Origin of the sequence: Mesorhizobium sp. M1182 (assembly GCF_040318335.1) — a bacterium.
Taxonomy (GTDB): domain Bacteria; phylum Pseudomonadota; class Alphaproteobacteria; order Rhizobiales; family Rhizobiaceae; genus Mesorhizobium.
Genome location: NZ_JAMYMD010000007.1, coordinates 79,467 through 104,836, shown reverse-complemented (window position 1 = coordinate 104,836; position 25,370 = coordinate 79,467). Strand labels below are relative to the sequence as shown.

Sequence of the window (25,370 nt, the reverse complement as noted above, 5' to 3'; positions counted from 1 at the left end):
TTCATGCCGCGTGTGATCCCTGTTACTTCTTAGGCTCGCCCGGCTTGCGCAGCAGATAGGTGTCCATGATCCAGCCTTTTTTCCGGCGGGCCTGCTCACGGGTGGTCACGATCTTGTCGCCGACGTCGCCAATCCGGCCCGAGATGACGATCTCGTCAGGCGTCCCGAGATAGGCGCCCCAGTGAACGGTGACGTCGTTGTCGTCCAGCGTGTTGAAGGCGCATTTGCCGTCCAGCATGACGATGGTGCTGCCGGCGTTTTCGGGCAGACCTTCCTCGGCGAGCCGGCGGCCGGTGGTGATCAAAATGGCGTCGCCGATCCGGTTCAATGCCATTTTGTGGCTGGCTGCGAGTGCCTGGATGGCGGTGATGCCAGGGACGACCTCCAGCTCGAACGCTACATTGCCTCTGAGGCGCACGCGCTCGAGGATGCGCAGCGCACTGTCGTAGAGCGACGGATCGCCCCAGATCAGGAAGGCGCCGCAGCCATCTTCAGGGAGTTCGTCGCGGATCAGGCCTTCGTAGATCGCGGCGATCGCCTCGTGCCAGTCGTCGACGGTCGAGCGGTAGGAAGGCGCCGGCTCGGCGCGCACCGGCACGTCGAATTCGACACGGCGCGAGTTCGGATTAATGACGAAGCGGTCGCAGATCTGGCGGCGCAATTCGGCGAGATCGTTCTTCTTGGCGCCCTTGTCGGGAATGAACAGCACGTCGGCCCGATTGAGACCGTTAATGGCCTGGACCGTCATGTGCTCCGGATTGCCGGCGCCGATGCCGATGACGAGAAGCTTGCGCATGGGCGAACTCCTGCCCGATCGGGACCGGCGTGTCCAGACCGACACGACATGCCGGCAGGCGCCGGCGCATTTGCCGAAAGGCTTTGAAACGCCACATTGAACAGCTAGAGTCATGTTGGCATTCTCGCCGGGGGAGTTTCCATGTTCCGTTACGTCCTGACCGCAGCCTTGGCGCTCTCGGCTACGCCTGCGCTCGCCAATGATTCGGTCGCCGAACTCGGCACCGGTGGGCTGATTCTTTCGCGCAGCGATGCGGTGGCGATGGAAAGCGAGGATCTCTACATCTCGCCGGAAAAAGTGATGGTCGATTACGTCTTCCGCAACAATACCGACAAGGATGTCGATGCGATCGTCGCCTTTCCGATGCCCGACATCGAAGGCGACCCCGAAGAAATACCAGCGATTCCGGAGGCGCAGAGCGACAATTTCCTCGGCTTCGAAGTGACGATCGACGGGGAGCCGGCAAAGCCGCAGCTCGAGCAGAAGGTGTTCGCGCTCGGCATCGACATCGGCGCTGACCTGAAGGCGCAGGGCGTGCCGTTCTATCCGTTCGGCGATGCGGCCAAGGCAGCGCTGGCAAAGCTGCCGCAAGCGGTCGCCGACGACTGGGTCAACCGCGGCATCATCATCGAGGACACTGCTGACGACGGTTCGGGCATGAAGACCGTCTATACGCCGTTCTGGCAATTGCGCTCGACCTATTGGTGGCGCTCGACGTTTCCGGCCAACAAGGCGGTCCATGTCTCGCATCGCTACAAGCCGAGCGTCGGCGGCACCTCCTCGGTCAGCTTCTTCTATGACGGCCAGTTCCAGGGTCAGTATGCCGCCTACAAGACACGCTACTGCATGGACGATGCCTTCGAGAATGCCGTGCGCAAGGCAGCCAAGGACGATCCCGACGGCTACCCCAAATATTTCGAGAACCGCATCGCCTATATCCTGACCACGGGCGGCAACTGGGCGTCGGGAAACATCGGCAGTTTCAAGCTGACCGTCGACAAGGGCGATGCGAAGAACCTGGTCTCGTTTTGCGGCGAAAACGTCAGGAAGATCGGACCGACGACGTTCGAGATGAAGGCGCAGAACTTCTACCCCGAGCATGACATCGACATATTGCTGCTGGAGCCGTCGGATGGCGGAAACGGCGGCTGATGGACCTCGCGCTTTATGTCGCCATCGCCGAGAACGGCGTGATCGGGCGCGAGGGTGGGTTGCCGTGGCGGCTGTCCACCGATCTCAAGCGGTTCAAAGCCGATACGATGGGCAAGCCCATCATCATGGGCCGCAAGACCTATGAAGGCATCGGCCGCCCATTGCCGGGCAGGCTCAACATCGTGGTGACACGAGACAAGGCATGGCGCGCCGAGGGCGTCGAAGTCGCGCACTCGATCGAGGACGCAATCGCGCTGGCGACGGTGCGCGGGCGCTGCATGGCCGGCGCCGACGAGATCTGCGTCATCGGCGGCGGCGAAATCTACGCTCAGGCGCTGCCGTTGGCCGATCGGCTGCACGTGACCCATGTTCTGGCCGCGGTCGACGGCGATGCCCATTTCCCGCCGATCGATCCGGCGCTGTGGCGGATCGTCCGCTCGCAGGAGGTGGAGGCTGGCGAAAAGGACAGCCATGCGACACGCTATTCGGTTTACGAGCGGCGCCGCGACGTGCATTGAAGGCGACAAAGGGGTCGCGACAGGTCTAGATGGACCCAAAGGCGGACAGTGGCGGCAGCCGATCGCGTTGAAAGCGTGCCGTCGCATCCCTATAGAAGAATAATATTGGATTTTGCGCCGGTGAGCCGGCGCTTGAGGGAATTCCAAGCGAAAGGACATTCATGCCCTGGAACGACAAGAGCGGCGGCGGCGGCCCGTGGGGCGGCGGCAACAATCAGGGGCCTTGGGGTCAGGGACCAAAAGGACCCAGCGGCCCGCAGGGCTCGCCTCCCGATCTCGAGGATATCATCCGGCGCGGGCAGGACCGGTTGCGGCGCGCGCTGCCGGGCGGCGGTGGCGCGAGCCCTGCCGTGTTCGGGCTGATTGCCGCGGCGCTGGTGGTGCTATGGGCGTTCAAGGCAGTGTACACCGTCCAGCCAGATGAAGTTGCGGTGGAGCTCAGGTTCGGCAAGCCGAAGGCGGAGCTGTCGCAGCCGGGCCTGCATTTCCATTGGTGGCCCATCGAAACGGTCGAGACCGCTAACATCGCCGAGCAGCTTGTCAGCATCGGCGGCGGCAGCACCAGCGGCGATGGCCTGATGCTTTCCGGCGACCAGAACATCGTCAACGTGCAATTCTCGGTGGCCTATCAGGTTTCCGACCCGAAGGCCTATCTGTTCGACGTGTCCGACCCGGGCGGCATGCTGCAGCAGGTCGCCGAAAGCGCGATGCGCGAAGCGGTCGGCCGGCGCCCGGCGCAGGACATTTTCCGCGACGACCGGCAAGGCATTGCGGCGTCGGTGCGTGAGATCATCCAGACGACGCTGGACGGCTACAAGGCCGGCCTCAACGTCAACGCAATTTCCATCGAGGACGCCGCGCCGCCGCGCGAGGTGGCAGACGCGTTCGACGAGGTGCAGCGGGCCGAACAGGACGAGGACAAGTTCGTCGAGCAGGCCAATCAGTATTCCAATCAGAAGCTCGGCCAGGCGCGCGGTGCGGCCGCACAGATCCGCGAAGACGCGGCCGCCTACAAGAACCGGGTCGTGCAGGAGGCCGAAGGCGAGGCGCAGCGCTTCATCTCGGTCTATGACGAATATGCAAAGGCGCCGGAAGTGACGCGCAAGCGGCTCTACCTGGAGACGATGGAGAGGGTGCTGAAGGATTCGAGCAAGGTCATCGTCGAGCAAGGCAACGGGCAAGGGGTGGTTCCCTACCTGCCGCTGCCGGCATTGCAGCAGAAGGCGCCGGCACCGGCCACCGGAGGAAACCAGTGATGGCCAACCGTCTTCCCGTCATTGCGGTCATCGCCGCGGTCATCCTGTTCCTGCTCTATTCGTCGGTCTTCGTCGTCAATGCGCGCCAGCAGGCGCTGGTGCTCAGGTTCGGCGAAATCGTCGACGTCAAGAACCAGCCGGGCATCTATTTCAAGGCGCCATTCTCCTTCTTCGATGCCGACACCGTCCAGCTGATCGAAAACAGGGTCCTGCGCTTCGACCTCGACAACATCCGTGTCCAGGTTTCGGGCGGCAAATTCTATGAGGTCGATGCCTTTATCGCCTATCGTATCTCGGACCCGCGTGTGTTCCGCGCCGCGGTTTCCGGCCAGATCGAACTGGCCGAGGCCCGGCTGAGGACGCGTCTCGACGCTGCCTTGCGCCGCGTCTACGGCCTGCGCGACTTCGAGGCGGCACTCTCGGAAGAGCGCGCCGTGATGATGCGCGAGGTGCGCGATCAGCTGAGGCCTGATGCCACCTCGCTTGGCCTGCAGATCGAGGATGTCCGCATCCGCCGCACCGATCTCACGGCCGAAGTCTCGCAGCAGACCTTCGACCGCATGAAGGCCGAACGTCTCGCCGAAGCCGAGCGGCTGAGGGCGCGCGGCAACGAGGCAGCACAGCGGATCAGGGCTCGCGCCGACCGCGAAGTGGTCGAAATCGTCGCCGAAGCGCAGAAAGAGTCTGAAATCCTGCGCGGTGAAGGTGAAGCCCAGCGCAGCGCGACGTTTGCCGGGGCCTATCAGCGCGATCCGGCCTTCTTCGATTTCTACCGGTCGATGAATGCCTATGGCACGGCGCTGAACAGCGCAGGAACGACGATGGTGCTGTCGCCGAATTCCGAGTTCTTCCGCTTCTTCCGCGACCCGGACAGCAAGGAAACGCCTGCGGCACCGGCGGCACCACCGCCAGCACCTGCCGCTCCCGCGCCACCGGCGGCTCAGCCAAGCACCGGCCAGTAGGGCCGGTGCAGGGATAGCCGGCGTAACAGAGGATTTATTCTCTGGCGGTAGCCATAGCCGCAAACGTGCCTTATTTCTTGCCAACATGACGCGACGCGGCGTTTTTTGCCGAAGCGCTTTTTTCAGAACACCCGGAGGCCTTTCGATGACATCCACCACCCTTCTGCGTGCAGCGAGGCGGACGTTCATCGCCGGGGCCGCTGCGCTTCTGGTCGGCGGCGTTGCCGTTCCGTCGTTCGTGGCGCCGACGATGGCAGCCGACGGGCCGCCCTCGGTTGCCGATCTCGCCGCCGGCCTGCTTGGCGCCGTGGTCAACATCTCGACGTCGCAGACTGTTAAAGGCACTGAGGGGCCGGGCGCAGTGCCGATGCCGCAGCTGCCGGAGGGCTCGCCCTTCCAGGACTTCTTCGACGATTTCTTCAAGAACCGTGGCGGCGACAAGGGCGGCGGCGGGCAAAAGGTGCAGTCGCTGGGCTCCGGCTTCGTGGTCGACGCCGAGCAGGGCATCGTGGTGACCAACAACCACGTCATTGCCGATGCCGACGACATCGAGGTGAATTTCTCCGATGGGGTGACGCTCAAGGCGACGCTGGTCGGCACCGACACCAAGACCGATGTCGCGGTGCTGAAGGTCGATCCGAAAGGGCACAAGCTGACGGCGGTGAAGTTCGGCGATTCCAACACGATGCGTGTCGGCGACTGGGTGATGGCGATCGGCAATCCGTTCGGTCTCGGCGGCACGGTGACGGTCGGCATCGTCTCGGCACGCAATCGCGACATCAATTCCGGCCCGTATGACGACTTCATCCAGACCGATGCCGCGATCAACCGCGGCAATTCCGGCGGACCGCTGTTCAACAGCAGCGGCGAGGTCATCGGCATCAACACGGCAATCATCTCGCCATCGGGCGGCTCGATCGGCATCGGCTTCTCGATCCCGTCGCAGCTTGCCTCGGGCGTCGTCGACCAGCTTCGCCAGTTCGGCGAGACGCGGCGCGGCTGGCTCGGCGTGCGCATCCAGCCGGTGACCGACGACATTGCCGAAAGCCTGGGCATGGCGACCGCCAAGGGCGCGTTGGTCGCCGGCGTTATCAAGGGCGGGCCGGTCGACAACGGCACCATCCAGGCCGGCGACGTCATCATCAAGTTCGACGGCAAGGACATCCATGAAATGCGCGACCTGCCACGCGTCGTGGCGGAGAGCCCGGTCGGCAAGGCGGTCGACGTGATCATCGTGCGCAAAGGGGTCGAGCAGACCGTCAAGGTGACGCTCGGCCGGCTCGAGGACGGCGAAAAGCTTGCCAGCGGCGGTGAAAACGGCAACGCCGACCAGGACGATGCCGACAAGGCGCCTGCGGTTTCGACGGCTGCCGTGCTCGGCATGACGATCGGCGAGCTCAATGAGGAGACGCGCACGAAATTCGGCATCGCCGCCGACGTCTCCGGAGTCGTCGTGACCGACGTCTCCAAGGATTCGGCGGCTGCCGAACGCGGCATCCAGCCGGGCGAGGTGATCACCGAGATCGCGCAGGAATCGGTCGCCACGCCCAAGGATGTCATGGACCGGATCGGCGCGCTGAAGGAGCAGGGGCGCAAGAACGCGCTTTTGATGCTGGCGTCGAAGACCGGCGAGCTGCGGTTCGTTACGATCCGGATGGATTGAGTCCGGAAGAGCCTGCAACGCTCTGATGTTAAAAGGAAAAGCGCGGCTAGCGGGCCGCTTTTTTTCTTGCCTGCCAGTCTGTGCGTGACAGCCTGTAGAAGACATGTCGCCTGAGTGCGGTGTGGCTGTCCGGAACACCGGGATGGTCGAAATCGGAGGCGGGGTCGGCGATCATGCCCAGGCGCTCCATGACGCCAGTGGACCGGCTGTTATCCTTGACTGCGAAGGACACGATTTCGTCGAGGCCAAGTCTTTCAAAGCCATAGGTGAGCCAGGCTTCGGCTGCTTCGGTGACATAGCCGCGGCCCCAGAATTCGGGTGCCAGCCGCCAGCCGATCTCGATCGTGCCGCGCGGCAGGAATGGCAAATGATCGGTTCCGGTTATGCCGACGAAGCCGATGCATTCACCTGTGGCTGCGATCTCAGCGGCCGCGAAGCCGAAGCCGTCGCGATCGATAGCCGCGCGCAACTCCTCCATCTTGGCGTCAGCCTGGGCGCGGTCGCGGCGAAACGGAAAGAATTCCATGACCAACTCGTCGGAATTGATGCGATGGAAGAGCTCGCGGTCACGATCTCCCCAGTTGCGCAGGATCAGGCGCTCGGTGCGGATCGGCGTCATTCGACAAATTCCTTCCGGCGATAACCCTGCAGATAAAGCAAGGCGGTGAGGTCGCCGTGGTCGATACGGATCTTTGCCTCGGCTGCCACGGCCGGCTTGGCATGCAAGGCGACGCCGATCCCGGCAAGACGGATCATGTCGAGATCGTTGGCGCCGTCACCGACGGCAATGGCATCGGCAGGCGTCAGGCCGAGGCCGGCGGAAATCTCGATAAGGGCTTCGGCCTTGGCGGCGCGGCCGAGGATCGGTTCGGCGACCAGGCCGGTGAAGCGGCGATCCTGCTCGATCAGGCGGTTGGCGCGATTTTCGTGAAAGCCGAGCAATGCTGCGATGCGGGTGGTGAAGATGTCGAAACCACCGGAGATCAGGGCCGTCCAGGCGCCATTGGCCGCCATTGTCTGGACGAGCGTGCGGCCGCCGGAGGCTAGCGTCAGGCGATTGTCGATGATGCGGTCGATGATTGCGGCATCGAGACCCTTGAGCAGCGCCACGCGCTCGCGCAAGGCCGGCTCGAATGCGATCTCGCCGTTCATCGATCGCGCCGTGATGGCGGCGACGCGATCCTTGACGCCGATCTCGTCGGCAAGCTCGTCGATGCATTCCTGGTCGATCATCGTCGAATCCATGTCGGCGATCAGGATCTTCTTGCGCCTGTTCTCGGCCGGCTGGACGGCCACGTCGATCGGTTCGGAAGCCAGCGCGGCACGCAGGCGCGCCGTTATTTCGGAAGCGTCGGCGGTCTCCGGCAAGTCGAGCTCGCAGGCGATGCCTTCGGCCAGCCAGCGAACAGCGCTTGCGCCGACCGACCGCGAGGCCATATTCGCTAGCGTCGGCGTCAATGCGCGGCCGGCGGGATGGGATAGAAGCGTGGCGATCAGCGGCATCGAAAATTCCAGCGGACGGGCGGGCGGCGGCCGCCTGAAGAACGCGATCCTGATAGCCGGGCCGACCGCCAGCGGCAAGTCGGCGCTCGCACTCGACCTCGCCGAGCGCAATGGCGGTGTCATCGTCAACACCGATTCCATGCAAGGCTATTCGGTGCTCGACGTGCTGACGGCGCGGCCTGGTCCTGCCGAACTCGCCCGCGTCCCCCACTTTCTTTATGGACACGTCGATCCGTCCACCGCCTATTCAACCGGCGCCTGGTTGCGTGATGTCATAAAGCTGATCGACGACGGCACGCTTTCGGAGCGGCCAGTGATTTTCGTCGGCGGAACCGGGCTTTATTTCCGGGCGCTCACGGAAGGTATCTCGGAGATGCCCGACATTCCGAAGTCGATCCGCGACCGCTGGCGCTACGAGCTCCAGGAACAGGGCGCAGTGAGATTGCACCGCATCCTGTTGCGCGAGGATTCTGCGGCCGGCATGATGCTGAAGCCGACGGATGGCCAGCGCATCGTGCGGGCGCTGGAGGTGCTCGACGCGTCGGGCCGTTCCATCCTGGACTGGCAGGCCGCGCGTGGCCGGCCGTTGATCGACGGGAGCAGCGCGCGTTTTTTCGTCATCGAGCCGGAGCGAGCGGCTCTGGTGGAGCGGATCGATGCCCGCTTCGACCGCATGCTGGATGAGGGGGCACTGGACGAGGTGAAACAGCTTTCAGCGCTCGGCCTCGATCCCGACCTGCCGGCGATGAAAGCAATCGGTGTTCGCGAGCTTCAGGCCGCGCTGGCCGGCGCCTTCAGTTTTCCCGAGGCCATCGAGCGCGCGAAAATCGCGACGCGGCAATATGCCAAACGGCAGGCGACCTGGTTCAGGCACCAATTGGGCCCGGAATGGCAGAGATTGCGTCCTGATGGGGGGATCGACTCGATGCTCTCACTCCCTCCTTCGAGCGCAACCTGAAAAGTCGACACCGAGGGGACATTTCGCGTTGAAGTTGTCCAGGTTAACTGTCCGTAAGTTCCCGCATGCCATAAGATCGCTACGAACTTTCCAACGGGGAGCAGATGCGTTTCCACAAGGCGGAATCAGCCTTTTTCGTCTTTATTTTTGTGATCCTGGCCGCCGGCCTGGTGACGCTTTACGCCTATGGGCTCCTGCAAACCCTGGCCGCCGACATTAGCAATACGCCTTCAAAACTCGATGAAATCGTCTATCTCAACAAGCTGCTGTTTGCGACGGGCGTGCTGTTGGCGACTGCGCTGTTCTTCGGCATTTTCTTCATCTACCCGCTGATCCGAAAGCAGGCGACGGAAGAAGGCAAGCTGCGCGCCATGACCGTTTCGCTCAGCGCGCGTTCGGAGACGCTGGAGCATGCGGCGCTCACCGACAGCCTCACCGGCATGCAGAACCGGCGTTATTTCGACGATGCGCTGAAGGAATATCTCGAAGAGTTCCGCCGCATCGAGAAACCAGTAGGGCTGATGATCCTCGACCTCGACCATTTCAAGCAGGTCAACGACAGCCACGGCCACGATGTCGGCGACGAGGTGTTGCGGGCGGTCGCCAACTGTCTCAAGGACATGACACGCTATCACGACGTGGTGGCGCGCCTGGGCGGCGAGGAGTTCGCGGTGGTCACGCCCAATATGGACGCCGAGCTGCTATCCAAATTCGCCGAGCGCATCCGCAAGGCGATCGCCAACATGTCGGTGCTGACGGGCAATGTCCGACTGAAAATCACCACCAGCGTCGGGCTTGCCGTCTGGGATCGCAAGGAAACCGCCGAGGAGTTCTATCGCCGCGCCGATCGCCAGCTCTATGAGGCGAAGAGGCAAGGGCGCAACCGCGTCTGTGCCTGAATTCCGTCATTGAATTCGTGATTCCGGCCGTCTGGTATCGTTTTCTTCGTTTCCGGTGCACGCAGACCGACATCACCCCGTCAAGCTGAGATGCTGCCTTTGCGGGGCTTGCCGGAAATAGAGGTGTTGCCGTGACTAAATCCGATCTCTCCGGTCTTTACCGAGGCTATATTGCATGCCTGAACAAGCAGGATTGGCCAAATCTGGGGAGGTTTGTTCATGATGAAGTGACCCACAACGGTCGCAAGCTCGGATTGTCCGGCTATCTCGAAATGTTGGTGAGAGACTTCGACGAAATTCCGGACCTTTATTTCAACATTCAGCTATTGGTTGCCGATCCGCCTTATGTAGCGAGCCGGCTAAGCTTCGACTGCGCGCCAAGGGGAACGTTCCTTGGGCTCGATGTAAGCGGGAAGAGAATTTCGTTTGCCGAGAACGTATTTTATGAGCTTCAGAGAGGGAAAATTCGCCAGGTGTGGTCAGTTATAGACAAGACAGCCATCGAAACTCAGCTTTGATATCTGCGAGCGCTGCCTAAAAGTCGCTCGGCTCAATCATTCTGGGGGACGCAGGCCGAAGGTCGCCGGCTTGAGGCCGTAGCGCAAGTCGAAATCGTCGTTTCGCTGGGTGCGTGCGGCCGACGGCTTGCGATAGTCCGAATCGCCGGCCTGCCGGCCCGGATCGACGACTTCCGCGAAAGGCATTGCCTGTTGTGATTTCGGCACGTTGCGCAGCCGTTCGACGATTGCCACGAGGTCGACCTCGTCGCCGGTTTCGGACGGCAAGGCATTCTCGCGTCTGGCGGTGCCGGGGATCAAATCCTCGGAGAGCTTTTCGAACTTCATCCGCATCGTCGTCGCCACGCCTTCCCCGAAGGCGATAGCCTCGCGCTGGCCCATGGAAGACAGGAACGCGAGCGTCGAAGCCGAGGAATCGGCGATCGCCGAGCGGATGATCGCCTGGTCCTGCTCGTTGGCGAGCCGCATGGCAAAGAACGTCGAGCACTGCGACAGGATGGTCGGGTCGAGTTCGCCCGGGCGCTGGGTGACGACGCCGAGATAACAGCCATATTTGCGGCCTTCCTTGGCGATGCGCGACAGCGCGTGCCGCGTCGGCGCGAAACCGAGGCGCGGATCGGCCGGCATATAGCGATGCGCTTCCTCGCACAGGAAGAGCAGCCGCAGGCGGCCTTCGCTCCACAACGCCAGGTCGAAGGCCAGCCGCGCCAGGACCGAGCAAACGGAATTGACCACCTCGGACGGCATGCCGGCCATTTCGAAGCAGGTCACCGGGCGGCCGTGATGCGGCACGCGGAAGATGTTGCCGATCGTCTCGTGGATGGTGTCCTCGATCAGGCGCGAGTTGAACATGAAACGGTAGCGCGGATCGGATGCCGCCGATTCGATACGTGTCTTCAGTGACCTGAGGGTCGGGCGATCGTTCTTGCTTTCCAGCAGCCCCATGCGCTCGTCGACCAGCTTGATGAGGTCGGCAATGCGATAGGGCACCGGCGCGTCTGCGGTCAGCGCATCGGTGCTGCGCCGTAGATAGTTGCCGGAGTTCGGATTGCGGTAGAGGTTCTTGGCCGCGGGGATGAGATCGCGCAAGGCGTCGACCTCTTCCGGGACCGTCTCGCGGCCGCGAAACAGCACCTCGGCAAATTCCTCTAGCTTGAACATCCAGAAGGGCAGGTCGAGCGTCGTCGAATCGACCCTGACGCAATATTCGGGCAACGACGCGGCGAACTCGTTGTGTGGATCGAGGATGAGCACGCGCAGGTCGGGCCGGGCGGCGATCGACTTGCGCAAGAGCAGCGACACGGCGGTCGATTTGCCGACCCCGGTGGTGCCGACAATGGCGAAATGCCGCGCCAGCGTATCGTCGATGGCGATATTGGCGTCGATCGCCTCGTCCTGCGACAGCGTGCCGATGGTGATCGAATGACGACCTGCGAGATCGTAGACGGCCTGCAGGTCGCGGCTGCGGATACGATGGGCAATGGCGCCGATATGCGGGTAGGTTGTGATGCCACGGTCGAAGATCGGCTTCGCGCCGGGTTCGGCCCCGTCGCGCACCTCGCCGATCAATTCGATGCTGACCTCGATCGGATTCTGGCCCTCGCTGCTCCACGCACGATCCGACTTGCCGATTTCATAGACCAGGCCGACGGTTCGTGATGTACCGAGATTGATCGAGATCATCTTGCCGACGCTCCACAGGCCGGTGACCGTGCCTTCGATATCGTCGGCATAGGCGCTGATGGTGGCGCGCGCGCCGTCGCATTGTACGACATTGCCCAGAATGCGCTTGTCGTTCTGCTCCGCCCTGCGGCGCTCCAGCAAAGTCGGTTCCCCAATGGAGGCTTCGCGTTCAACGAGCATGGATACGCCGGTCCCCTTTTCCCAAGCGATGAGCCTAGGCGAACGGGGTTAAGGTGGGATGAGGCCGGATGGTTTAGCGGACATTAAGGAGTTTGCGAAAACTGGATGAAACGGCCGTTGCTCTGTAGAAGAATTTCGATATATTGGATTAATGGATGATATAGCGAACGACATCTCCTCGACCATCGGCAGAAGAATACATACCGAAAGAGTGGCTCGAGGCTGGTCCTTGGCAGAACTGGCGGAGCGGTCCGATGTTTCGAAAGCCATGCTGAGCACGGTAGAACGCGGCATGACCAGCCCGACGGCGGCACTCCTTGTGCGTATTGCGGCCGCCTTCGGCATGACGCTGTCCACATTGATCGCAAGGGCGGAATTGCAGGGCGGTGGCCTGCTTCGCGAACGTGACCAGCCGCTCTGGCGCGATCCGGCTACGGGATATGTGCGGCGGCATCTTTCGCCGGTTTCGGACATGCCCCTCGAACTGATCCGGATCCAGTTGCCGGCCGGCGCCAAGGTAAGTTTCCCGGCGGCGTCTTATGCCTTCATCAGGCAACAGATATGGCTGATCTCCGGGCGGCTGGAATTCACAGAGGGAGACATCGTTCACCGGCTCGAACCGGGCGACTGCCTGGCGCTCGGCGCGCCATCCGATTGCGTCTTTCACGCTCCGGGGCCGGACGCCGCCGACTATCTGGTTGCGTTGGCCAGGAGCTGAGGTGAAGGCGCGCCGTCCAAAACGCTGCGACAATGGCGGTCCGCCGCTCGACGACTATGACGGTCCGCCCTGGGGCAAGGGCGACCCCTATGTGTTTCTTGCCTGGCAGACCGCCCATGCCCAGGCATGGAAAGTGCCGAGCCGCGAGATCATGCTGATGCGGCTGCACAAGGCCGAGCGGCTGGGCCTGACCTATGAGGAATACACGCTCGAACTGCTGGAACGCGGGCGACATCTGCAAGAGGAAGACGCCGATCGCATCGCGGAAATCCGGCGGGCCAGGAAGCGGAAGCGGACCAGTCGTTTCGACTGACGGACGGCGACAGGGGAACGACATGAGTTCGATCGAAATCAGGCCACTCAGCAATGCTGACGGAACGCAAAAAATGCTGACGGAACTGCTGATCGGGACAGTCGCTGCCGGCGGCTCGGTCAGCTTCATGCATCCGTTGGTGCCGGAGATGGCCGCGGCCTTCTGGAACAAGTCGCTTCAGGCGGCCGCCAGAGGCGAAAGGGCGGTGCTTGGGGCCTGGAACGGCGAGGCTCTGGTCGGCACCATCACCTTGCTGCTCGACTGCCCTCCCAACCAGCCGCACCGGGCCGAGATCGCCAAGCTGATGATCCGCCTCGATTACCGCGGCAAGGGCATCGCAACCCGCCTGATGGAGGCGGCGGAAGCCGTTGCTGTGGAGAAAGGCCGCACGCTGTTGGTCCTCGACACGGCAAAAGAGGAGGGGGCTTCCGGGCTCTATGAAAAGCTCGGCTTCACGCTGGCCGGCGAAATACCGGATTATGCGCTGAAGCCGCATGGCGGGCTCACAGGCACCCTCATCTACTGGAAACGCGTCGGCCGGACACGCTGATGGCGACAACGATGCACCTTTGCAACACCCGTCAGACCATCGCGGGCGTGGAAAGAATAGCTCTTGCGTCAAATTGGCGGCGAGCTTAGAGAAGCCGCCCATTCTGATCCGTCGTCCTGAAAGGAGACCTGTCAATGACCCGGCGATCCAGATCGACACATTCCGTGCCGACGCTGGAATTGCGTGCGGCTGACAGGGTTCCAATCAGGAAGAACGGCCATGGCAAAGTCCATGATCCAGCGCAGGCAGGATGCCGAGCGCGAACGCATTGAAGCATATGCCGTAACGCTGCGGCGGGTTTTTCCTGTCCCGCGTCCCGCTCCGGATTTCGAGCGGGCGCTCGACGAGGCACGTCGGGGCTTTGCCGGCATGGCGATCCGCGACGGCGCGCTGTGGCGTCCAAAGCTGAAGACGCGCGACCCCGCGCGGCTGCGGCTGGCCGCGGCGCGCCATCTCTATGCGCGCTACCCGGTTACAGCCGCGCTCGAGGGGATCTGGCTGGACAGCTCGGGGTTGAATGCCGGCGAGATTGCGCTTCGCAAGGCTTGGTATACCGCAGTGGCGCGTGGTGACTCGCTTTACAAGGCGGGCGCCTGTGCGTGGCTGTCTCGCAAGGAGGTGCATTGCTTCTTGAACTTGCCCGGCGATTTCACGTTCGACGAGGCATTTTGGGTGGTGATCGCCCGGTCCTACACGGATGATTCCGGGTTGGCGGCCCGACTTGCCAAGTCGAAAATCGCGCGCACGCCACGTAACGATCTGGCCTTCTGGCGCGACGTGACACGGTTCTTCTGCGGGCAACCCGCGTCGAAGGAGGAGATCGACGATCTTTGCGACTATATCGGCGCCGTGCACCAGCGCGATGCGGCGTACAGCCTGAAGGGTCGCACGCTTGCCTCGCTGCGTCGGCAGATGCTGGAATGGCATCGAGACATTGCCGCGATCGAACGCATCGAGGCAATGCGCCGCCGCGCTGCCGGGCGGACCACGCGTACTGCCGGGACGCAGTCGCAGGGTCGCGCCTGGGACGGCTCGTGCCTGGACGACTGGGACTGGCAGCCGTCGACCAAGGAGGCAAAGGCGCATGGCGAGCGTTTCTTCGTCCGTCAGTTGAAGACAGCCGAGGATCTGGTCGCCGAGAGCCGGGCGATGCATCATTGCGTCTCGATATACGCGGCCAAATGCATCGCCGGCAATGCCTCGATCTGGGTGCTGCGGCGCTCGGCGCTGGGCAAGATCGAGCGGTTGCTGACGATCGAACTCGACCCGCAAAACCGTGCGGTGCAGGTGCGCGGTTTCGGCAATCGTCTCGCCTCGCTCGAGGAGCGCAAGATCATCGAGCGCTGGGCCAAGGCGAGGGGTGTGGTGCTCTGCGCCTGAAACGGAACACCCGCGCGGCGGAAAGGCGGCGCGGGTGCATAATGGGCGGATGTGCCGACGTCGGGCCAAGTGCACATTCGCCGTTGACAGCGGCGTCAAACCAATTCTATTGTCCGCCACCATGAAAAAGGCACTCATTCTCGTAGGAAAGCGCGTGGGCAAGGCGGTGTAACCGCCGGGCGGTGACCTCCCATGCGCAAGACACAGGCTCCCTCGGGGGCCTTTTTTATTGCCCGAAACACGACTAAACGACGAGCAATCGCCAGATGGCGAACAGTACGGGACCAGAACGATGAGCAGTGGACAGAATGAGCGGCGCGAAATGCCAAGAACTGAAATGCCAAGGAGCGAAATGACGGGTGCCGAAATGGTGGTGCAGGCGCTGAAGGACAATGGCGTCAAGCATGTTTTCGGCTATCCGGGCGGCGCGGTTCTGCCAATCTACGATGAAATCTTCCAGCAGGACGAGGTCGAGCACATCCTCGTCCGCCACGAGCAGGGCGCGGGCCACGCGGCGGAAGGCTATGCGCGCTCGACTGGCAAGGCCGGCGTCATGCTGGTGACCTCAGGGCCGGGCGCCACCAATGCGGTGACGCCATTGCAGGACGCGCTGATGGACTCGATCCCGCTGGTCTGCCTGACCGGCCAGGTGCCGACTTCGCTGATCGGCTCGGATGCGTTCCAGGAGTGCGACACGGTCGGCATCACGCGGCCCTGCACCAAGCACAACTGGCTGGTGAAGGACGTCAACGAGCTCGCGGCAACGATCCACGAGGCCTTCCATGTGGCAACGACAGGGCGCCCCGGTCCGGTCGTCGTCGACATCCCGAAGGACGTGCAGTTCGCCAGGGGTATCTATGTCCCGCCGCAGACGGCGCCGCGCACCAGCTACCAACCGAAGGTCCAGGGCGATCTGGAAAAGATCAAGGCGGCGGTCGAGCTGATGGGGGCTGCCCGAAAGCCGATCATCTATTCGGGCGGCGGCGTCATCAATTCCGGCCCGGAGGCGAGCCATCTGCTGCGCGAGCTGGTCGACCTCACCGGCTTTCCCATCACCTCGACGCTGATGGGCCTCGGCGCCTATCCGGCGTCGGGCAAGAACTGGATGGGCATGCTCGGCATGCACGGCACGTATGAAGCGAACATGGCGATGCACGATTGCGACGTCATGCTCTGCATCGGCGCGCGCTTCGACGACCGCATCACCGGGCGGCTGACGGCGTTTTCGCCGAATTCGAAGAAGATCCACATCGACATCGACCCGTCGTCGATCAACAAGAACGTCCACACCGACGTGCCGATCATCGGCGATGTCGGGCGTGTGCTGGAGGATCTGGTGCGGCTGTGGCGGGCAACCGCCAAGGCCGACAAGAAAGCGCTTCACCCGTGGTGGGAGCAGATTGCCAAATGGCGCGCGCGCGATTCGCTCGCCTACAAGATGAACCACGAGGTGATCATGCCGCAATACGCCGTCCAGCGGCTCTATGCGCTGACCAAGGACCTCGACACCTACATCACCACCGAGGTCGGCCAGCATCAGATGTGGGCGGCGCAGCACTATCATTTCGAGAAGCCGAACCGCTGGATGACCTCTGGCGGACTGGGCACGATGGGCTACGGCCTGCCGGCGGCACTCGGCGTGCAGATCGCGCACCCGGATGCGCTGGTCATCGATATCGCCGGCGACGCCTCGGTGCAGATGACGATGCAGGAAATGAGCGCGGCGGTGCAGCACGAGGCGCCGATCAAGATCTTCATCCTCAACAACCAGTATATGGGCATGGTGCGGCAGTGGCAGCAGCTGCTACACGGCAACCGGCTGTCGCACTCCTACACCGAGGCGATGCCGGATTTCGTCAAGCTCGCCGAAGCCTATGGCGGCCACGGCATTCGCTGCGACAAGCCGGACGAACTCGATGATGCCATCAAGGAGATGATCGCGGTCAAGAAGCCCGTCCTGTTCGACTGCCGCGTGGCGACGCTCGCCAACTGCTTCCCGATGATCCCGTCCGGCAAGGCGCATAACGAGATGCTGTTGCCGGACGAGGCGACGGACGAAGCTGTCGCCAACGCGATCGACGCCAAGGGTAGGGAACTGGTGTAGTCTGGTTCAAGGAAGCTGTGCGAAAACAGCAGATTAGCGCAAAAGTTTGAAATCGAGATTCATGTCATGAACGCACAGTTGCAACCGACCGGCTCCGCCTATTTCATCGCCAAGGAGACGGAAAAACCAGAGAACCACACGCTTTCGGTCCTGGTCGACAACGAGCCGGGCGTGCTTGCGCGGGTCATCGGCCTGTTTTCGGGACGTGGCTACAACATCGAGAGCCTGACGGTCTCGGAAACCGAGCACGAAAAGCACCTGTCGCGCATCACCATCGTGACGCGCGGCACGCCGCACGTGCTGGAGCAGATCAAGCACCAGCTCGAGCGCATCGTGCCGGTGCACCGCGTCGTCGATCTCACCGTGCGGTCGCAGGAATTCGGACAGGAGCGGCCATTGGAGCGGGAACTCGCGCTGGTCAAGGTCGCCGGCACCGGCGAAGCCCGCGTCGAGGCGCTCCGGCTCGCCGATGCATTCCGCGCCAGCGTCATCGATGCCAACACCGAGCATTTCATCTTCGAGATCACCGGCAAGGGCTCCAAGCTCGATCAGTTCATCGCCATCATGAAACCGCTCGGGCTGGTCGAGATCTGCCGTACCGGGGTGGCGGCGATGAACCGCGGCCCGCAAGGGATGTGATCATGATGCTCGCGGCGGCAATTCGAGCAGGCGCCGGCGCAATCGTTCTTGCGGTCACGACGGCGGCGGCCAGCCAGGAGCCGGTATTCGACAAGTCAGTGCTGCCGAAATTGTTTGAAGAAATCGACCGCAGGGGCACACCGAGCTATTATTTCCAACAATGCCCGGCCGATATTTGGCGCAGGGCGTCGGGCGTCGATGACGCGCTCTTTTCCACGCCGGGAATAGATTACCAAGGTTGTGAGAAAGACGTCTTGGCCTGTGCCAGGCGGTGTTTCGACGGACGCAGGGGCGAAGCCTGTTTCGAGACGGCCAGGGTCATCCAGGAGCACTCGCCAGAAGACAAGCAATGGACCGAGGAGATGTTCGCCCAGGCCTGCGCAACTGGCAGTATCGGCGGCTGCACAAATCGCGGCGCGGGAATTCTTTTGGGTCGGCTTGGGCTAAACAAACTGCTTGCCGCCGGTAGTGCAAACGAATCTTGCCCTTATCGCACATTCAAGCTGAGCTGCAATGAGGGCGATGCCTGGGGTTGCACCATGTATGGCGGCGCCCTTCAGCATGGTGAAGGCGTCTCTGCGGACGAAGCCGAGGCGATGGCCGCTTACAAAAAGTCTTGCGAGATCGCTGTGGAATTTGACGCCTGCCGATACGCCAAGGCGCTCATGAAAACGATGCAAAGCCGCTAGGGCTTTTCAGATTTGCGCAAGTGCGATCTTTGCGCTGCCTCGCCTCGACCAAGTTCTTTGCTTTCTCTCTTGATAGGGCGCGATACCGGGCAGACATCCTGAACAAATCCATTCAGCGTGTTCACAAGATTGTTCTGGACCAGAGAATAGTGGATGAACTGTCCGTGCCGCTCCTTGGCGATGAGCCCGGCCGTCTCCAGAATGCTCAAATGCTGCGAGATCGACGGCTTCGACATCTCGAAGCGCGCCGCGATCTCGCCCGCCGTTAGGGAAGAGTGCGCAAGATAGGCGAGGATCTTGCGCCGGGGCGCTGAAGATAGCGCTTCAAACACGCGCTGTATCGCGCCATTTGCGTGAGCAGCCGTTTCGGCATCCGCTGCGTGCTCTGCATCTTCGATCACTGTCTGCCACCTTGTGATGCCGAGGCGTTGGCTGCGCCTCGGTCCGCTTTTCTTATTTTCATTTAGACTATTGCCTAAATACCTAATTCGCAGTAGTAGACGATTAGCTTACTGCCTAAGTAACGGACGACGCGCCAGAAGGCAAGGCTGTGGTCCGGAAATGTTCATGCAGGAGGAGGGGTACCGATGAAAACCATATCCACGGGCAGAATGATTTCCCAACAGGACAGTGACGCCGAAGACGGCAAAGTCGTGTGGGTGCCGGCAAAGTCGATCTGGGTCGGGGCGATGACGATCGCCGCCATTGTGTTGGGACCGATGACATTTAGCTGGAGTGCCTTCGCCTTATTCGTTGCGACAACGGCGGCGACAATCTGCGCCGGACACTCGGTGGGGATGCACCGTCTGCTCATCCACCGGTCGTTCAAGGTTCATATCTGGGTCGAGCATGCGCTGGTCTACCTTGGCGTGCTCGTCGGCATGGCCGGTCCTTTTGGGATGATCTATGCTCACGATATTCGTGACTGGGCTCAGCGCCAGACCGCATGTCACGATCTCCATGCCCATCGTCGGCCATTTTTCACCGATGCCTTCTGGCAGATGCATTGCGCGGTCGCTTTGCGCAATCCACCCACCTTCATCATCGAACCCTCGATTAGGAATGACCCGTTCTACAAGTTCGTCGAACGCACCTGGATGCTGCAACAACTGCCCTGGGCGATCCTCTTTTTCGCGTTTGGCGGCTGGGATTGGGTGGTATGGGGAATCGCGGTGCGCGTTTCAGTGTCGCTTGCCGGGCATTGGTTGGTTGGGCATTTTGCGCACCGAGATGGGGAGCAAGGATGGCGCGTCGACGACGTTGCCGTGCAAGGATACAATTTGCCGCGTTTCGGGCTGGTAACGTTCGGCGAGAGTTTCCACGGCAACCATCACGCGTTTCCCGAGTCTGCACGGCTTGGTTTGGAACACGGACAGATCGATCTCGGCTGGCTATTCATTCAGGTTCTGGCGATCCTGGGTCTGGCGCACAGCGTCAAGATTCCGGAGAATACGCCGAGACGCAAAGGGCTGCGACGCGTGCGCCGTCAGCGCGAAACTGCCCCGGATTCAGATCTATGGTCGGTGCAGCCCTACCGCAGATAGATGTTCTCAGCGGATATTGGCCTAAGATATGAAAGAACGCTGGGCGCGCGTGGACCAACGAATTGCATTTGCACTCAGCACCTCATCGATTTAAGTCAGTATTTCAATATTATTGATCTTTGCGATCCTCCATGACCTTCGATGCATTCCTTGCTCTGCTGGTTTATGCCTTCGTGACCTCGATCACACCGGGTCCCAACAATTTCATGCTTTTGGCCTCGGGCGTGAATTTCGGCTTGGTCAAAACCGTGCCACACATGCTCGGCATCGGCTTCGGCTTCCTCGTGCTGTTGCTTGCCGTAGGCTTCGGGCTTGGCGCCGTGTTGACGGCCTTTCCGGTGCTGCATACCGGGTTGAAGATCGCTGGCGGCCTCTACCTGCTTTATCTCGCCTGGAAGATCGCCATGTCGCGCTCGCTCGGCGGCGAAGGCGAGGCGAAGGGCCAGCCAATGCGCTTCATCGAGGCTGCGGCATTCCAGTGGGTTAATCCCAAGGCCTGGGTGATGGCGATTACAGCCATGGCCGTCTATACCAATCCGGAACGCCCGTTTGTGTCGGTGGTGCTGATCGCAGCCGCTTTCGCCGTCGTCATGCTGCCGAGCATTTCGACCTGGGCCGGTTTCGGCATGGCGCTGCGCGGCTTTCTGGCGGATGCGGTGCGGCTCAAATGGTTCAACATCGCCATGGGTGTGATGCTTGCGGCGACGCTGTGGCCGATGCTGCGTTAGCTGCCGTTCTATTGTGCACTGCACATTAAATCTTCGTAATGACGGGTTTTGGCCCTTTTTCGCCTTCGGCATCCTCTATTATCTGGCAAAAGCGCGGCAAGAGGCTGCGAGTTGAGCTAGACTACGGCCACCGGATAGCGGCGTGTCGGATCGAGAGGTCTTTTGTCGATGCGCGGAAAGATCGTATTAGCGGTGATCGCTGCAGCCTGCGTTGCCGCGGCGTGGCTCTATCTTTCGCCCAGCGCAATGAGCGGTCTTCAGCAGATGCTGTCGGCGAAGCAGACGGCGACAGCGGACAAGCCCACTGCAGCGGCAAATGCCGCGCGTACGACTTCAGTGGTTGCCGCCACCGCTGCGACGGCCGATTTCCCGGTCCGGCGCTATGCCATCGGCTTTGTGTCCTCTCCTGCCGTGGTCAGCATCAACGCGCGGATATCGAGTCAGATCGTCGCAATCGCGGTCAAGGACGGACAAATGGTGAAGGCCGGCGACGTTCTGTTCTCGCTGGACGATCGCTCGTTGAAGGCACAACTGGCACGCGATCAGGCGACGCTCGCGAAAGACCAGGCGCTGCTTGCCAGCGCCACGGCCGATCTTCAGCGCGCCAAAAATCTCGTCGCCAAGCAGGCCGGAACACAGCAGACCTACGATCAGGCCGTCGCGGCGCAGAAATCCGCCGCGGCCACCGTCGACGCCGACAAGGCAACGATCGATGCAGACCAAATCCAGCTTGGCTTCGCCACGATCAGGGCGCCGATCTCCGGCAGGCTTGGCGCAGTCAACGTCGCCGTCGGCGATCTCGTCACCACCAGCAACGGCAGCAGCACGTCGACTCCACTGGTGACGATCACGCAGGTCGACCCGCTGCAGGTGAACTTCAATCTCCCCGAAAGCGATCTTGCCTTGCTGCACAAGGCGCTGGCAGCGCCGCAGCAAGGTGCGGTGACGCTGACCAAGGACGGCGACCCGAAGCCGATCGGCAAGGGAACGCTGGATTTCGTCGATTCCAGCGTAGACACGGCGTCGGGCACGATCGCAACGCGGGCCAGTGTGCCCAACGCCGATCTTTCGCTATGGCCGGGCCAATATGTCAACGTCGTGCTCGATGCCGGCATCATGCCACAAATGACGTCCGTTCCGACGGTCGCCGTCCAGCCCAGCCAGAAGGGCCCGTTCGTCTATGTGATCAAGCCGGACAACACCGTTGAAATGCGGCCCGTGCAGGTCGCGCTGACAGAAGGCACCAACACCGCGATCAGCCAAGGATTGAAAAGCGGCGAGCGTGTCGTCGTCGAGGGTCAGACCAAACTGAAGAACGGCGCGGCGGTGCGCGAAGGCAAGGCTTCGACCGGCACCGGCGATCAGGCGGCTCCGAAGGTTGCCGAGGCTGACCGGACGGGCGGAACACAGCCATGATTTCCGAATTCTGCATCCGCAGGCCCGTCGCCACGCTGCTCATGTCGTTCGCCCTGGTTCTGGGCGGACTATTTGCTTACAAATTCCTGCCGGTCGCGGCGCTGCCAAGCGCCGAATTTCCGGTTGTCAACGTCTCGGCCTCGCTGCCCGGGGCTTCGCCGGAAACCATGGCGACCTCGGTGGCAACGCCTCTGATCAAGCAGTTTGCCACTATCGCAGGCATCGATTCGATCTCGACGACCAACTCGCTCGGCTCGACCTCGATCGCCATTCAGTTCGTGCTCAACCGCGACATCGATGCAGCCGCCGCCGACGTGCAGGCAGCGATCGCACGCACGCAACGACAATTGCCGCCGGAGATGACCAGCCCGCCGAGCTACCGCAAGGTCAATCCAGCCGACGCGCCGATCCTGCTGATGTCGCTGGTCAGCGACACAATTCCGCTGACCGATCTCGACGCGTTTGCCGAGAATGTGATTTCGCCGTCGCTGTCGACGATCGACGGCGTTGCGCAGGTTTCGATCTACGGCCAGCAGAAATATGCCGTACGCGTCCAGATCGATCCTACGGCGCTCGCCGCACGCGGCATCTCGATCGACCAGCTGCAGACGGCCATTGCCTCGGCCAACAGCAACACGCCGCTCGGCGTGCTCAAGAACAACAAACAGCAGCTGACGATCACCGCGAACACGCAGCTGACCGATGCGGCGGGATTCTCCAACATCATCATCGCCACCAAGAACGGCCATCCGGTGCGGCTCGGCGAGGTGACCCGCGTCATCGATTCGGTCGAGACCACGACGACGGCAAGCTGGTATGACGGCACCCGCGCCATCATTATGGCGGTGCAGCGCCAGCCGGATGCCAATACCGTCGACGTCGTCGACCGCGTCAAGGCGATGCTGCCTTCCTTCGACGATCAGATGCCGGCGGCGGCGAGCATCCAGTTGCTCAACGACCGCTCGACGTCGATCCGCGAGGCGGTCGACGACGTGCAGTTCACGCTGCTGCTCACCATCGCGCTGGTGGTGATGGTGATCTTCCTGTTCCTGCGCCGGGTAACGGCGACGGTGATCCCGGCCGTGGCGGTGCCGATTTCGCTCATCGCCACGCTGGGCGTGATGTACCTGTTCGGCTTTTCCATCGACAACGTCTCATTGATGGGGCTGACGCTGGCGGTCGGTCTTGTCGTCGACGATGCAATCGTCATGCTCGAAAACATTTTCCGCCACATGGAGGAGGACGGGCTCTCTGCCCTCGAGGCGTCGCTCAAGGGCGCCCGCGAAATCGGCTTCACCATCATCTCGATCTCGATCTCGCTGGTCGCCGTGTTCATTCCGGTGCTTTTGATGGGCGGCGTGATCGGGCGCATCTTCAACGAATTCGCGGTGGTGGTGACGGTCGCCATCCTGGCGTCGATGTTCGTCTCGCTGACGCTGACGCCGATGCTGTGCTCGCGGCTGTTGTCATTATCGAAAGCCGAGCAGAAAGCAGCGCACGAAGGCCATAGACAAAACGTCTTCATGCGGGGCTATGAAAGGCTGCTGACATTCTGCCTGCGCCACAATTTCCTTGTCTTCCTTGTCTTCCTCGTGACCGCCGGGCTGTCGGTGTGGCTGATCCAGATTTCGCCGAAAGGCTTCTTCCCGCAGGAGGATATCGGCCAGGTCTCGGTGACGACCATCGCGCGCCAGGACATTTCGTTTGACGCGATGGTGAAGCTGCAGGGGCAAGTGGCGGATGTCTTCACCCATTCGCCCTACGTCGCGCATGTCGGCTGGTCGGCGGGCAGTGGAAACAATGCGCTCAACCAGGGCCAGCTGTTTGTGCAGCTGAAAGACAAGGACCACCGACCGAACATCGACAAGGTGCTTACGGACCTGCGGCGCCAGCTGGCCAATGTGCCCGGCATCGAAACCTACATGCAGCCGGTGCAGAACCTGCGGCTCGGCGCGCGTTCTTCGGCGAGTGCCTACCAGCTTGCCGTTCAGGGCCTCGATACCGGCCTGACGAACGTCTGGGCGCAGAGGCTGACGGACGCGATGGCTGCCGATCATGCCGCCTTCACCGACGTCACCAATGACCTGCAGAACAACGCGCTACAGGCGACGCTGGTGATCGACCGCGACAAGGCGGCGAACCTCGGCGTCGATACCGACACGCTGCGCTCCAGTCTCTACGGCGGTTTCGGCACCCAGCAGGTGTCGACCATCTTCGGTTCGGCCGACAGCTACGACGTGATCATGGAGCTCGATCCGAAGATCGAGTGGTCGCCCGAGCGGATGCTGGCCATCAAGGTGAGAACGGCGAGCGGCAGCCTAGTGCCGCTCGGTGCGTTCGCCCGCGTCGATCGGACCGCCGGTGCTTTGACCGTCAACCAGCTCGGCCAACTTCCGGCAGTGACCATCTCCTACAATCTGCCGCAAGGCGTGGCCCTCGGCGACAGCGTGAGCCACATCAACGCGCTGAAGGACAAGATCGGCATGCCGCCGACGATCTCGACCGCCTTCTCGGGCACGGCCAAGACGTTCCAGGATTCGCTTTCCAACCAGGGGCTGCTGATCGGCGGCGCGATTCTGACCATCTATATCGTTCTCGGCATGCTCTATGAGAGCTTCATCCACCCGCTCACCATCCTGACCGGGCTTCCATCGGCGGTGCTCGGCGCGCTGGTGGCACTGCGGCTGGCGGGGATGGATCTGTCGGTGATCGCGGTGATCGGCATCCTGATGCTGATCGGCATCGTCAAGAAGAACGGCATCATGATGATCGACGTGGCGCTGGAACTCAGGCGCGAGGGGATGTCGCCCGTCGAATCCATCCACAAGGCCTGCCTGATGCGCTTTCGGCCGATCATGATGACCACGCTTGCCGCGCTGATGGGTACCATCCCGATCGCGCTCGGCACCGGCGCCAGCGCGGAATTGCGCCAGCCTCTCGGCGTGGCGGTGGTCGGCGGTCTTGTCGCCTCGCAGGCACTAACGCTGTTCGTCACACCCGTCATTTACGTCTACATGGAGCATTTTTCCGGCTGGCTGGTCAGGCTGTGGGCGCGGCGCCGGGGCGAGCCGAGCCCGGTCGAAGCGGTCGACCAGCCGTCACTGTTCGACGAGGAGGAAGAACCGGTGCCGCAAAAGGCGGCAGCCGAATAGCGCTGGCCCAAGCCGTGGTGCTTGCGGCCGGAGGTCCGCGATCGTAATT

At 62.2% G+C, this 25,370-nt stretch carries 24 protein-coding genes; 19 read left to right on the top strand and 5 right to left on the bottom strand.

Annotated elements, in window-relative coordinates:
• Window positions 1–22 precede the first annotated feature (22 nt).
• Window positions 23–796 (bottom strand): precorrin-6A synthase (deacetylating), encoded by a 774-nt coding sequence (gene cobF, locus NKH33_RS11345; protein WP_352539563.1) that lies wholly within the window; start codon window positions 794–796, stop codon window positions 23–25.
• Window positions 797–937: 141 nt separating this feature from the next.
• Here cobF and NKH33_RS11340 point away from each other — a divergent pair, with 141 nt between their 5' ends.
• The 5 genes from NKH33_RS11340 (at window position 938) to NKH33_RS11320 (ending at window position 6,347) form a co-directional block, all read left to right on the top strand.
• Window positions 938–1,948, top strand: coding sequence for a DUF4424 domain-containing protein (locus NKH33_RS11340; protein ID WP_352471617.1), 1,011 nt, complete (start codon window positions 938–940; stop codon window positions 1,946–1,948).
• Window positions 1,948–2,466 carry a dihydrofolate reductase gene (locus NKH33_RS11335; protein WP_352471618.1) on the top strand — a complete coding sequence of 173 codons (519 nt, stop codon included), beginning with the start codon at window positions 1,948–1,950 and terminating at the stop codon, window positions 2,464–2,466. The genes NKH33_RS11340 and NKH33_RS11335 overlap by 1 nt, the downstream gene beginning before the upstream one ends.
• Window positions 2,467–2,627: 161 nt before the next feature.
• Window positions 2,628–3,722 carry an FtsH protease activity modulator HflK gene (gene hflK / locus NKH33_RS11330; RefSeq protein WP_352471619.1) on the top strand — a complete coding sequence of 365 codons (1,095 nt, stop codon included), beginning with the start codon at window positions 2,628–2,630 and terminating at the stop codon, window positions 3,720–3,722.
• Complete coding sequence (gene hflC, locus NKH33_RS11325) at window positions 3,722–4,684, top strand: protease modulator HflC (protein WP_352471620.1); 963 nt, start codon at window positions 3,722–3,724, stop codon at window positions 4,682–4,684. Before hflK ends, hflC begins: the two co-directional genes overlap by 1 nt.
• A 145-nt stretch (window positions 4,685–4,829) precedes the next feature.
• Complete coding sequence (locus NKH33_RS11320) at window positions 4,830–6,347, top strand: DegQ family serine endoprotease (protein WP_352919492.1); 1,518 nt, start codon at window positions 4,830–4,832, stop codon at window positions 6,345–6,347.
• A gap of 46 nt (window positions 6,348–6,393) precedes the next feature.
• On the opposite strand, the gene NKH33_RS11315 is transcribed toward NKH33_RS11320, so the two are convergent.
• Both NKH33_RS11315 and serB read right to left on the bottom strand, forming a co-directional pair.
• Window positions 6,394–6,966, bottom strand: a complete 573-nt coding sequence (locus NKH33_RS11315; RefSeq protein ID WP_352831160.1) for a GNAT family N-acetyltransferase — start codon at window positions 6,964–6,966, stop codon at window positions 6,394–6,396.
• On the bottom strand, window positions 6,963–7,850 hold the full coding sequence (gene serB, locus NKH33_RS11310) for a phosphoserine phosphatase SerB (RefSeq protein WP_352820445.1): 888 nt from the start codon (window positions 7,848–7,850) through the stop codon (window positions 6,963–6,965). Before serB ends, NKH33_RS11315 begins: the two co-directional genes overlap by 4 nt.
• Here serB and miaA point away from each other — a divergent pair.
• The 3 genes from miaA (at window position 7,840) to NKH33_RS11295 (ending at window position 10,225) form a co-directional block, all read left to right on the top strand.
• On the top strand, window positions 7,840–8,808 hold the full coding sequence (gene miaA / locus NKH33_RS11305; RefSeq protein WP_352820466.1) for a tRNA (adenosine(37)-N6)-dimethylallyltransferase MiaA: 969 nt from the start codon (window positions 7,840–7,842) through the stop codon (window positions 8,806–8,808). The two genes, serB and miaA, sit on opposite strands and share 11 nt — an antisense overlap.
• A 104-nt stretch (window positions 8,809–8,912) precedes the next feature.
• Window positions 8,913–9,707 (top strand): GGDEF domain-containing protein, encoded by a 795-nt coding sequence (locus tag NKH33_RS11300; RefSeq protein ID WP_352501016.1) that lies wholly within the window; start codon window positions 8,913–8,915, stop codon window positions 9,705–9,707.
• A gap of 131 nt (window positions 9,708–9,838) precedes the next feature.
• Window positions 9,839–10,225 carry an ester cyclase gene (locus tag NKH33_RS11295; RefSeq protein WP_352539569.1) on the top strand — a complete coding sequence of 129 codons (387 nt, stop codon included), beginning with the start codon at window positions 9,839–9,841 and terminating at the stop codon, window positions 10,223–10,225.
• A 36-nt stretch (window positions 10,226–10,261) separates the two neighbouring features.
• Here the strand turns inward: NKH33_RS11295 and NKH33_RS11290 are convergent, their stop codons facing one another.
• Window positions 10,262–12,088, bottom strand: coding sequence for an ATP-binding protein (locus tag NKH33_RS11290; RefSeq protein WP_352820447.1), 1,827 nt, complete (start codon window positions 12,086–12,088; stop codon window positions 10,262–10,264).
• A gap of 151 nt (window positions 12,089–12,239) precedes the next feature.
• On the opposite strand from NKH33_RS11290, the gene NKH33_RS11285 reads away from it, so the two are divergent.
• From NKH33_RS11285 to NKH33_RS11255, 7 genes are all read left to right on the top strand, one after another.
• The gene (locus tag NKH33_RS11285) at window positions 12,240–12,806 is read left to right on the top strand and encodes a helix-turn-helix domain-containing protein (RefSeq protein ID WP_352768935.1); all 567 of its coding nucleotides are present in this window, start codon (window positions 12,240–12,242) and stop codon (window positions 12,804–12,806) included.
• Between the two features lies 1 nt (window position 12,807).
• A complete protein-coding gene (locus NKH33_RS11280) occupies window positions 12,808–13,119 on the top strand; it encodes a hypothetical protein (RefSeq protein ID WP_352471626.1) in 312 nt (103 codons plus the stop codon).
• A 22-nt stretch (window positions 13,120–13,141) separates the two neighbouring features.
• Window positions 13,142–13,669, top strand: a complete 528-nt coding sequence (locus NKH33_RS11275; RefSeq protein ID WP_352471627.1) for a GNAT family N-acetyltransferase — start codon at window positions 13,142–13,144, stop codon at window positions 13,667–13,669.
• A gap of 219 nt (window positions 13,670–13,888) precedes the next feature.
• Window positions 13,889–15,049 carry a PcfJ domain-containing protein gene (locus NKH33_RS11270; protein WP_352919489.1) on the top strand — a complete coding sequence of 387 codons (1,161 nt, stop codon included), beginning with the start codon at window positions 13,889–13,891 and terminating at the stop codon, window positions 15,047–15,049.
• A 352-nt stretch (window positions 15,050–15,401) separates the two neighbouring features.
• Entirely contained in the window at window positions 15,402–17,153 is a 1,752-nt protein-coding gene (locus NKH33_RS11265; protein ID WP_352471629.1) for an acetolactate synthase 3 large subunit, read from the top strand.
• Between the two features lie 66 nt (window positions 17,154–17,219).
• Window positions 17,220–17,792 (top strand): acetolactate synthase small subunit, encoded by a 573-nt coding sequence (gene ilvN / locus NKH33_RS11260; RefSeq protein ID WP_023676680.1) that lies wholly within the window; start codon window positions 17,220–17,222, stop codon window positions 17,790–17,792.
• A gap of 2 nt (window positions 17,793–17,794) precedes the next feature.
• Window positions 17,795–18,481, top strand: coding sequence for an SEL1-like repeat protein (locus tag NKH33_RS11255; RefSeq protein WP_352471630.1), 687 nt, complete (start codon window positions 17,795–17,797; stop codon window positions 18,479–18,481).
• On the opposite strand, the gene NKH33_RS11250 is transcribed toward NKH33_RS11255, so the two are convergent.
• Window positions 18,478–18,882, bottom strand: coding sequence for a metalloregulator ArsR/SmtB family transcription factor (locus NKH33_RS11250; RefSeq protein ID WP_352570428.1), 405 nt, complete (start codon window positions 18,880–18,882; stop codon window positions 18,478–18,480). The genes NKH33_RS11255 and NKH33_RS11250 overlap by 4 nt on opposite strands.
• 186 nt (window positions 18,883–19,068) lie before the next feature.
• Between NKH33_RS11250 and NKH33_RS11245 the strand changes: the two genes are divergently transcribed.
• The 4 genes from NKH33_RS11245 to NKH33_RS11230 all read left to right on the top strand — a co-directional run bounded on the left by NKH33_RS11245 (window position 19,069) and on the right by NKH33_RS11230 (window position 25,321).
• Entirely contained in the window at window positions 19,069–20,025 is a 957-nt protein-coding gene (locus NKH33_RS11245; RefSeq protein WP_352471632.1) for an acyl-CoA desaturase, read from the top strand.
• 131 nt (window positions 20,026–20,156) lie between these two features.
• A complete protein-coding gene (locus NKH33_RS11240; RefSeq protein WP_352589601.1) occupies window positions 20,157–20,753 on the top strand; it encodes a LysE family translocator in 597 nt (198 codons plus the stop codon).
• A 168-nt stretch (window positions 20,754–20,921) separates the two neighbouring features.
• Complete coding sequence (locus NKH33_RS11235; protein WP_352919484.1) at window positions 20,922–22,169, top strand: efflux RND transporter periplasmic adaptor subunit; 1,248 nt, start codon at window positions 20,922–20,924, stop codon at window positions 22,167–22,169.
• Window positions 22,166–25,321: an efflux RND transporter permease subunit gene (locus NKH33_RS11230; protein ID WP_352919482.1), complete on the top strand. Its 3,156-nt coding sequence runs from the start codon at window positions 22,166–22,168 to the stop codon at window positions 25,319–25,321. The genes NKH33_RS11235 and NKH33_RS11230 overlap by 4 nt, the downstream gene beginning before the upstream one ends.
• Window positions 25,322–25,370: the final 49 nt, after the last annotated feature.

What these genes read in the sequence shown, in the direction of transcription:
- cobF (WP_352539563.1), bottom strand. Translation starts at nt 796, where the DNA reads ATGCGCAAGCTTCTCGTCATCGGCATCGGCGCCGGCAATCCGGAGCAC.
- NKH33_RS11340 (WP_352471617.1), top strand. Translation starts at nt 938, where the DNA reads ATGTTCCGTTACGTCCTGACCGCAGCCTTGGCGCTCTCGGCTACGCCT.
- NKH33_RS11335 (WP_352471618.1), top strand. Translation starts at nt 1,948, where the DNA reads ATGGACCTCGCGCTTTATGTCGCCATCGCCGAGAACGGCGTGATCGGG.
- hflK (WP_352471619.1), top strand. Translation starts at nt 2,628, where the DNA reads ATGCCCTGGAACGACAAGAGCGGCGGCGGCGGCCCGTGGGGCGGCGGC.
- hflC (WP_352471620.1), top strand. Translation starts at nt 3,722, where the DNA reads ATGGCCAACCGTCTTCCCGTCATTGCGGTCATCGCCGCGGTCATCCTG.
- NKH33_RS11320 (WP_352919492.1), top strand. Translation starts at nt 4,830, where the DNA reads ATGACATCCACCACCCTTCTGCGTGCAGCGAGGCGGACGTTCATCGCC.
- NKH33_RS11315 (WP_352831160.1), bottom strand. Translation starts at nt 6,966, where the DNA reads ATGACGCCGATCCGCACCGAGCGCCTGATCCTGCGCAACTGGGGAGAT.
- serB (WP_352820445.1), bottom strand. Translation starts at nt 7,850, where the DNA reads ATGCCGCTGATCGCCACGCTTCTATCCCATCCCGCCGGCCGCGCATTG.
- NKH33_RS11300 (WP_352501016.1), top strand. Translation starts at nt 8,913, where the DNA reads ATGCGTTTCCACAAGGCGGAATCAGCCTTTTTCGTCTTTATTTTTGTG.
- NKH33_RS11290 (WP_352820447.1), bottom strand. Translation starts at nt 12,088, where the DNA reads ATGCTCGTTGAACGCGAAGCCTCCATTGGGGAACCGACTTTGCTGGAG.
- NKH33_RS11285 (WP_352768935.1), top strand. Translation starts at nt 12,240, where the DNA reads ATGGATGATATAGCGAACGACATCTCCTCGACCATCGGCAGAAGAATA.
- NKH33_RS11275 (WP_352471627.1), top strand. Translation starts at nt 13,142, where the DNA reads ATGAGTTCGATCGAAATCAGGCCACTCAGCAATGCTGACGGAACGCAA.
- NKH33_RS11270 (WP_352919489.1), top strand. Translation starts at nt 13,889, where the DNA reads ATGGCAAAGTCCATGATCCAGCGCAGGCAGGATGCCGAGCGCGAACGC.
- NKH33_RS11265 (WP_352471629.1), top strand. Translation starts at nt 15,402, where the DNA reads ATGACGGGTGCCGAAATGGTGGTGCAGGCGCTGAAGGACAATGGCGTC.
- ilvN (WP_023676680.1), top strand. Translation starts at nt 17,220, where the DNA reads ATGAACGCACAGTTGCAACCGACCGGCTCCGCCTATTTCATCGCCAAG.
- NKH33_RS11255 (WP_352471630.1), top strand. Translation starts at nt 17,795, where the DNA reads ATGATGCTCGCGGCGGCAATTCGAGCAGGCGCCGGCGCAATCGTTCTT.
- NKH33_RS11245 (WP_352471632.1), top strand. Translation starts at nt 19,069, where the DNA reads ATGAAAACCATATCCACGGGCAGAATGATTTCCCAACAGGACAGTGAC.
- NKH33_RS11240 (WP_352589601.1), top strand. Translation starts at nt 20,157, where the DNA reads ATGACCTTCGATGCATTCCTTGCTCTGCTGGTTTATGCCTTCGTGACC.
- NKH33_RS11235 (WP_352919484.1), top strand. Translation starts at nt 20,922, where the DNA reads ATGCGCGGAAAGATCGTATTAGCGGTGATCGCTGCAGCCTGCGTTGCC.
- NKH33_RS11230 (WP_352919482.1), top strand. Translation starts at nt 22,166, where the DNA reads ATGATTTCCGAATTCTGCATCCGCAGGCCCGTCGCCACGCTGCTCATG.